Annotated in this window: 5 protein-coding genes; 1 reads left to right on the top strand and 4 read right to left on the bottom strand. The window is 71.5% G+C overall.

The genetic code is table 11. The features are described 5' to 3' along the window. Nucleotides 1-117: 117 nt before the first annotated feature. The 3 genes from CCN44_RS26515 to CCN44_RS26505 form a co-directional block, all read right to left on the bottom strand. The gene (locus tag CCN44_RS26515) at nt 118-1,062 is read right to left on the bottom strand and encodes a carbohydrate ABC transporter permease (protein ID WP_086700190.1); all 945 of its coding nucleotides are present in this window, start codon (nt 1,060-1,062) and stop codon (nt 118-120) included. After that, nucleotides 1,059-1,937: an ABC transporter permease gene (locus CCN44_RS26510; protein ID WP_399009550.1), complete on the bottom strand. Its 879-nt coding sequence runs from the start codon at nt 1,935-1,937 to the stop codon at nt 1,059-1,061. Before CCN44_RS26510 ends, CCN44_RS26515 begins: the two co-directional genes overlap by 4 nt. 131 nt (nt 1,938-2,068) lie before the next feature. After that, nucleotides 2,069-3,775: an extracellular solute-binding protein gene (locus CCN44_RS26505; protein ID WP_086700187.1), complete on the bottom strand. Its 1,707-nt coding sequence runs from the start codon at nt 3,773-3,775 to the stop codon at nt 2,069-2,071. Between the two features lie 336 nt (nt 3,776-4,111). Between CCN44_RS26505 and CCN44_RS26500 the strand changes: the two genes are divergently transcribed. Further along, the gene (locus CCN44_RS26500; protein WP_086700184.1) at nt 4,112-6,946 is read left to right on the top strand and encodes a glycoside hydrolase family 3 protein; all 2,835 of its coding nucleotides are present in this window, start codon (nt 4,112-4,114) and stop codon (nt 6,944-6,946) included. A 201-nt stretch (nt 6,947-7,147) separates the two neighbouring features. Here CCN44_RS26500 and CCN44_RS26495 read toward each other — a convergent pair. Beyond that, a partial coding sequence (locus CCN44_RS26495; RefSeq protein ID WP_244203968.1) for an aldehyde dehydrogenase family protein occupies nt 7,148-8,207 on the bottom strand: 1,060 nt, incomplete at its 5' end.

The raw sequence follows: 8,207 nt of genomic DNA, 5'->3' as shown, positions 1-8,207 counted from the left end.
GCGGGGAACTGCGCGATCAGCCCCCACGCACCCGCGGTCGCCGACGACACCGCACTGTCCCTTCGCGCAGGCGCAGTCGCCCACGAACCCGCACCGCCCCCGTCGACGGGCGCCCGGTCATCCCTTCACCGCCCCCGTGAGCATCCCCTTGCGGAAGTGCTTCTGGACGAACGGTGACAGCACGGCCACCGGCACCAGGGCCAGGACCATCACGGCCATCTGGACGGCCAGCGGCGACAGCTGACCGGTGTTGATCTGGGCCGACAGCCCCACCGGCCGCTCCTGCTTCTGCACCAGCTGGATCATCACGTTCTGCAGCGGCATCATCGTCTGGTCGGTGAGATAGATCGACGCGTTGAACCAGGCGCTCCAGTACCCGACCGCGTAGAACAGGGTGATCACCGCCAGCACGGCCCGGGACAGCGGCAGCACGATCTGCCGGAGGATCCGCCAGTCCCCCGCCCCGTCGATCCGCGCGCTGTCGAGGAGTTCGGGCGAGATGCCCATGAAGAACCCGCGCAGCACGAGGATGTTGAACACGCTCACCGCGCTCGGCAGGATCAGCGCCAGATAGGTGTCGGTGAGGCCGAGCGCCTGCACCAGCAGGTACGTCGGGATCAGGCCGGCCCCGAAGAACATCGTCGCGAGCAGGGTCATCAGGATCCAGCGGTGGCCCAGTGAGCCCCGGCGGGACAGCCCGTACGCGCACAGCACCGACACGGTCATGCTGAACAGCGTGCCGACGAGCGTCACCCCGACGCTGACCAGCGCCGCCCGCTGCACCTGGCCACCGCTGAGCAGCTCCTGGTAGGCGATGAAGGTGATGCCCTTGGGGATCACCACCAGTCCGCCCGTGTCGTCGATGACCTTCTTCGGGGACAGGCTGGTGACGATCACGATCCACAGCGGGAACAGCACGGCGAAGCAGGCGATCCCGAGGACCAGCCCCTTCGCGGCGAGCCCGGCCTTCGCCGGCTCCTCCTCCCAGACCGGCCGGGGCGGCGCCGCCCACCGGCTGCGCCCCTTCCGTGCCCCGGCGGGCCGTTCGGCGACAGCGCTCACTTCTCGTACACCCCCTGCTCGCCCATGAGGTGGGCCACCTTGTTCGCCACGAGGACGAGGGTCAGTCCGACGACGCCCTTGATCAGGCCGGCCGCCGCCGCGTAGCTGAAGTCCTGGTTGCGGATGCCGTTCCACCACACATAGGTGTCGAGCACCTCGGAGGCGTCCGGGCCGACCGCCTGCCGCTGGAGCAGGAACTGCTCGAAGCCGACGGTGAGGGCGTCGCCGACGCGCAGCACCAGCAGCAGGGCGATCACCGGCCGCAGCGCCGGCAGCGTGATGTGCCACATGCGGCGCCAGCGCCCCGCGCCGTCCATCGCGGCGGCCTCGTACAGGTCGTGGGAGACGGCGGCGAGCGCGGCGAGGAAGACGATGATGCCCCAGCCGGCGTCCTTCCAGACCATCTGGGCCGTCACCAGGTATTTGAAGGCCGAGGGGTCGGTCATGATGTCGAAGCCGGAGTGCCCGTGCTCGCGCAGGGTCTGCGCGAGCACGCCGGCGCCGCCGAAGATCTGCTGGAAGACGGTGACGACCAGCACCCAGGAGAAGAAGTGCGGCAGATACATGATCGCCTGGGCGACCGCCCGCACCCGGGGCCGGATCACGCTGTTGATGAGCAGCGCCAGCGCGATCGGGACCGGGAAGAACAGCACCAGCTGGAGGAGGAACAGGACGAACGTGTTCTGCACGGCGTGCCAGAACTCGGGGTCGTCGAAGACCCGTTGGAACTGCTCGAAGCCGACCCAGGGGCTCTGGAAGACGGCGACGAAGCCGTTGTCGCTGAGGTAGGGGTCGTAGTCCTGGAAGGCGACGACGTTGCCGAGGATCGGGACGTAGTTGAAGACCAGGAGCAGCAGGACCACGGGCAGGGTCATCAGGATCAGGGTGCGGTCGCGCCGGAACCTGATCCTCAGGCTGCGCCCGCGGCGCCCGGCGGCCCCGCCGGACGCCGCCGGGACGCTCTCCCCGGTCCTCGCCCCGGCCCTGCTGCGGGGCACGGTGCTGGTCACTGCGCCGAGCCGGTGGAGTCGAGCAGCTCGCGGTACCAGTCGCGCAGGTCGTCGCCGCCCTGCTTCTTCCAGTCGGACACCGCCTGCTGCACGTCGCCGACCTTCTTCCGGCCGCGTACGACGTCGTCCTCCAGCTGCTCGAAGTCGTCGGCGAGGTTGGACCAGCGGCTGGGTTCGGTGATGGTCAGGCCGTAGAAGGAGGACTTCTTGGTGAAGGCGCCCATGCGCTGCTGCCACTCGACCATGCCCCGGGTGACCTCGGGGAAGTCGGGGTGGGCGACGTACGCGGCGGGCTTGCCGGTGTAGTCGAAGGCGCCGAGGACCTCGTTGACGCCCTTGGTGGTCTTGGTGGGCACTCCCTTGTCCAGGGTGAAGTCGGTGCCCTCGACGCCGTACTCGGCGAGCAGGCGCTCCTTCGTGCCGAAGGGGGCGGCGCAGAAGTTGGCGACGGCGAGGAAGTCCTTGATCTTCTGTTCCGACGCCTTCTTGCTGACGAAGGTGAAGATGTTGGCCGGCTGGACCGCCCAGAGCAGCGGGTCGCCGCCGTCGTGGGTGAAGATGTCCATCGCGGCCATCTCGAAGTCCGGGTTCTGGGTGCGCTGTTCGGAGGTCTTGCCGAACCAGTCGGACAGGTCCTGGTTGTAGACGAGGAGCTTGCCGGCGGTGAACCGGGTGCCGGCCGGGTTGGCGGTCTTGCCGGCCTTGTCGTCGGGGTGGACCACGCCGGCGGCGAACAGCTTGCGGGCCCACTCCAGGGCTTCCAGGTAGGCCTCGGTCTCGATCCGGTTGATCAGCTTGCCGTCCTGGAGGTTCCACCACAGCGCCTTGTCGCTGCCGCCCAGGACACCGAAGGCGTTGAAGGCGGTCCACTTCATGTCGGCGCAGGCCCACACCCCGCCCTTGGCATCGGTGGCCTCCTTCGCCCAGGCGAGGAACTCGTCGGTGGTCCTGGGGGGTTGCCAGCCCTTCCGGTCGAAGACGTCCTTGCGGTAGAAGGGCGCGATGTTGGTGACGGAGGAGCCGGGCAGCGGGATCGCCCTGAGCTGTCCGCCGAAGATGGAGCGCTGCCAGGCGTCGGTGGGGACGGCGGCGAGGTTGGGGTAGTCCTTGACCTTGTCGCCGGACAGGTAGGGGCCGAGGTCGGCGAACTTGGCGTTGATGGCGCTGGGGATCTTGCCCATCAGGTTCCAGCCGGGGACGACCACGACGTCCGGGATGTCGCTGGAGGCGAGGACCGCGCCGAGCTTCTCGTCGTAGGTGTTGCCGTCCTGGTTCTGCCAGCTGGTCTCGACGCCGATGGCCTCGTTCATGGCCCGGTAGTACGGGTTGTCGTTGTCCGGCGGGGTGCCCCACAGCGGGGCCATGATGCTGAGCGCGCCGCCGCTGCCGAGCTTCTTCGGTACGGAGGTCTTCAGCCGGTCCAGGGCGACGGCCTTGGTGAAGCCGGCCGCCGAGCCGTTCTTCGCGGGGATGTCCGGGGCGACCACGCTCGACGCCACATAGGTGGGGAGGATCTTCTGCGCCGCCTTGCCGGAGGTGGTGCCTTCCTTGCGGCCCTCCTGCCCGCCGCCGCAGGCGGTGAGCAGCGGCATCCCGCCGGTGACCGCCGCGGCGGCGACCGCGGTGGAGGCGAGGAAGCTTCTCCGGGTGGGGGAGCTTCTCCGGCTGGGCGCGGAGGAGGCGGAGGCGGCGTTCGGCGTCATTGCGTCAACCCTTCATGGCGCACCAGGACACCCGGCGGTGGGCCGTCGGCTGCGGTGTCTTCAGTGGATCGGCTGAGCGGAAGCGCGACTGCGGAAGCGGGCAATCGAAGCGCTTCGATGTTGCTGCGAGGTTAAGTGAACGCCTGGGGGCGCACAAGGGTCGTTTCCAAGATTCCTCGGACCTCCGGCGGCCCGGTGAGCCAGGGTTGGCGCCTTGCCAAGTCGGCGGAAAGTCGGCCCGGTTCGGGCACAGCACCTTGACACCCGGCCACGGTCGAATGAGCATCGAAGCGCTTCGAAAGCGTCGCGTCGCTCCATTCGCAAGGGGAACCACTCGTGACCGTTGACTCGCCGTCCACGCCGCCTTTCCGCGATCCGCACCTGCCGTTCGCGAAGCGCATCGACGATCTGCTGGCGCGGCTCACCCTGGACGAGAAGATCTCCTTCCTGCACCAGTTCACGCCCGCCGTGGAGCGGCTCGGCATCGCCGCCTGGCGGACCGGCCAGGAGGCCCTGCACGGCGTGGCCTGGATGGGCCCGGCGACGGTGTTCCCGCAGGCGGTGGGCCTGGGCGCGACCTGGAACCCGGAGCTGGTGCGGCGGATCGGCGAGGCGGTCTCCAAGGAGGCCCGGGCGATGCGCGCCCGCGACGACCGGGTCGGCCTCAACGTCTGGTCGCCGACGGTCAATCTGCTGCGCCACCCGCTGTGGGGCCGTAACGAGGAGGGCTACGCCGAGGACCCGAAGCTGACCTCGGCCATCGCCACGGCGTACACGCACGGCCTGCGCGGCGACCACCCCCGGTACTGGCGTACCGCGCCCGTGCTCAAGCACTGGCTGGCGCACAACAACGAGACGGACCGGGCCACTTCGTCGGCGTCCGTCCGCCCCCGGGTGCTGCACGAGTACGACCTGCGGGCCTTCAGGGACACGGTCGAGGCGGGCGCGGTGGCCGGGGTGATGCCCGCCTACAACCTGGTCAACGGCCGCCCCAACCACGTCTCCCCCTACCTGCGCGAACACCTGCGCACCTGGACCGACGAGGAGCTGCTGGTCTGCTCGGACGCGGGCGCGCCGTCCAACCTGGTCGACGCCGAGCACTACTTCGACACCCATGAGGAGGCCACCGCGGCGGCCCTGCTGGCCGGCGTGGACAGCTTCACCGACCACGGCACGGACTCCGCGCCGATCACCGCCCGGGTCAGGGGGGCGGTGGCGCGCGGGCTGGTGTCGGAGGCGGACATCGACAGCGCCGTCCGCCGCCAGCTCTCGGTCCGCTTCCGGCTCGGCGAGTTCGACCCGCACTACGACCCGCACGCGGGCACCGGCGAGTTCGACACCCCCGCGCACCGGGCGCTCGCGCGGGAGGCCGCCGAGCAGGCGATCGTGCTGCTGAAGAACGACGACGACCTGCTGCCCCTGGCCCCGGACACCCGGATCGCGGTCGTCGGCCTGCTCGCCGACGAGTGCAAGCTCGACTGGTACAGCGGCAGTCTCCTGCACCGCTCGACCCCGTTGGAGGGCCTGTACGAGCGGTTCGGCGCGGAGCGGGTGCGGTTCGCGGAGGGGGTGGACCGCGTCCGGCTGCGGACGGCGGCGGGCGCGTTCCTGTCCGTGCCGGCGGCGGACGCCCCCGACCGGGCGCGCGGCGCCGAGGGCGCGCTGGACCCCGCGCTGCTGTCCGGCCGCACCGACCTGCCGCCGCTCACCACCGACGCGACCGGCACCGAGTTCGCGCTCGTCGACTGGGGCGAGGGGGTGCTGACCCTGCGCGCCCCCGACGGCCGCTACCTCTCGGTCGCCGAGGACGGCTACCTGCGCGCCTCCGCCGACCAGCCGGGGGGCTGGGTCGTCCAGGAGACCTTCCGTCTCGAACCGCACCGCGGCGGTCACCTCCTCCTGCACCTGGGCACGGGTCGCCATGTCCAGGTCGCCGCCGACGGCGTGAAGGTTGCCGACACCGGTGACGTCTTCGAGGTGGTCACGGTGGAGCGGGGCGAGGCGGCCGTGGCCCGGGCGGCGGCCGGGGCGGACGTCGTCCTGGTGGTGGCGGGCAACGACCCGCACATCAACGGCCGGGAGACCGAGGACCGTACGACCCTGCGCCTGCCGGAGCACCAGCGGCGGCTGCTGGCGGCGGCCCGCGCCGCCAACCCGCGCACCGCGCTGGTGCTGGTGTCGGCGTACCCGTACGCGGTGGACGCGACCCGGCTGCCGGCCGTGCTCTGGACGGCGCACGGCGGCCAGGCGGCGGGCACGGCCCTGGCCCGGGTGCTGGCCGGTGACGTCTCCCCGGCCGGCCGGCTCCCGCAGACCTGGTACGCCTCCGACGCGGACCTGCCCGACCTGCTGGACTACGACGTGATCGGCAGCCGGCAGACCTACCTGTACTTCGACGGCACCCCGCTCTTCCCCTTCGGCCACGGCCTGTCGTACGCGTCCTTCGGGTACGCCGGGGTGGCGGCCCGGGTGGAGGCCGACTCGGTGCTGGTGAGCTGCACGGTCACCAACACCGGGGACCGGACGGCGGACGAGGTGGTGCAGCTGTACGGCCGGGCGGTGGACCCCTCGGTGGCCCGTCCGCGCCGCGAGCTGCTGGACCACCGCCGGATCACGCTCGACCCCGGCGAGACGGCCGCCGTCTCCTTCGAGGTCCCGCTGACCGCGCTGGAGTTCTGGGACGTGCGGCAGGGCGGCTGGCGCCTGGAGCGGGGCCCGTACGAACTCCTGCTGGGCGCCTCCAGCGAGGATGTGCGGCTGCGTACGACGGTCCGCCTCGACGGCCCGCCCCCCGCGCCGCGGCGGGTGCTGGAGCGCGGCCTTCCGGCTGCCGGCTTCGACGAGCAGTCCGGCGCCGCGATCGTGGACCGGACGAAGACGGCGGGTGACGCGGTGACCCCGGCCCACGACGGCACGGCCGAACTGGTCTACCGCGACTGCGACTTCGGCGCGGGCGTGAGCGAGGTGACGGCACACCTGGCGGGCGAGGGCACCCTGGAACTCGCCCTGGACGGCGGCCCGGTGCTGGCGTCACTCACCCTGGACACCCCCACGGCCGGCCCCTACGCCTACACCACGGTGACCGCCGGCCTGGCCGCCGAGGGCGTGCACGACGTCCGCCTCGCCCTGCGCGGCCCGCTGCGGCTCGCGCACGTCGGCTTCTCCGGTTGAGGGTCCGGAGGAGACCGGCACCAGGAAGGGGCCCGGCAGCGGAAGGCAGCGACGCCGGGCCCCTTCGGCTCGGCGGCCCGCCCAGGCTACCTGAAAACGGTTCCCATTAGCCAGGGGCCGGGGGCCGGGACGACAAGACGAACGGCCGCAGCCCCCGCACAGTGGGCTGCGGCCGTTCTGTTCTGACCTGTCCGTGGCAGGTCAGAGCGCGAGACCGGTGAGGACCAGCACGCGCTCGTAGGTGTAGTCCTCCATCGCGAACCGCACGCCCTCGCGGCCCACACCGGACTGCTTGGCGCCGCCGTACGGCATCTGGTCGGCGCGGTAGGACGGGACGTCGCCGATCACCACACCGCCGACCTCCAGGGCGCGGTGGGCACGGAAGGCGACCTGGAGGTCGTGGGTGAACACGCCCGCCTGGAGGCCGTACTTGGAGTCGTTCACCGCGGCGAACGCCTCGGCCTCGCCGTCCACCTTCTGCACGGTGAGGACGGGTCCGAAGACCTCCTCGCAGGCGATCGTCACGTTCGCCGGCACGTCGGTGAGCACGGTCGGCGCGTACGAGGCGCCGTCGCGCTTGCCGCCGGTGAGCAGGGTGGCGCCGGCGGCGACCGCCTCGTCCACCCAGGACTCCACGCGCCGGGCGGCGTCCTCGCTGACCAGCGGGCCGACGTCGGTGGTGGCGTCGGAGGGGTCGCCGGTGACCTGGGCCTCGACGGCGGCGACGATGCGCGGCAGCAGCCGGTCGTACACGGAGGCGTCGGCGATGACGCGCTGCACCGAGATGCAGGACTGGCCGCCCTGGTAGTTGGAGAAGGTCGCGATGCGGGTCGCGGCCCAGTCCAGGTCGGCGTCGGAGGCGTAGTCGCCGAGGACGACCGCGGCGCCGTTGCCGCCCAGCTCCAGCGTGCAGTGCTTGCGCGGCACCGAGTCCATGATCGCGTAGCCGACCTTCTCGGAACCGGTGAAGGAGATGACCGGCAGGCGCTCGTCCTGGACCAGGGCGGGCATCTTGTCATTGGTGACCGGGAGGATCGACCAGGAGCCGGCCGGCAGGTCGGTCTCGGCGAGCAGGTCGCCGAGGATCAGACCGGACAGCGGGGTGGCCGGGGCCGGCTTCAGGATGATCGGGGCGCCGGCGGCGATCGCCGGGGCGACCTTGTGGGCGCACAGGTTCAGCGGGAAGTTGAACGGCGCGATGCCGAGCACGACACCCTTCGGGAAGCGGCGGGTGAGCGCCAGCCGGCCCTGGCCGCCGGCG

The sequence above is a fragment of the Streptomyces tricolor genome, assembly GCF_002155905.1.
Classification (GTDB): domain Bacteria; phylum Actinomycetota; class Actinomycetes; order Streptomycetales; family Streptomycetaceae; genus Streptomyces; species Streptomyces tricolor.
The sequence above is the reverse complement of the archived record's forward strand: the minus strand, read 5'-3'. Positions and strand labels throughout refer to the sequence as shown.

Coding starts and splice junctions, on each gene's coding strand:
- CCN44_RS26510 (WP_399009550.1), bottom strand. CDS start 1,937: ATGACCCTGCCCGTGGTCCTGCTGCTCCTGGTCTTCAACTACGTCCCG.
- CCN44_RS26505 (WP_086700187.1), bottom strand. CDS start 3,775: ATGACGCCGAACGCCGCCTCCGCCTCCTCCGCGCCCAGCCGGAGAAGC.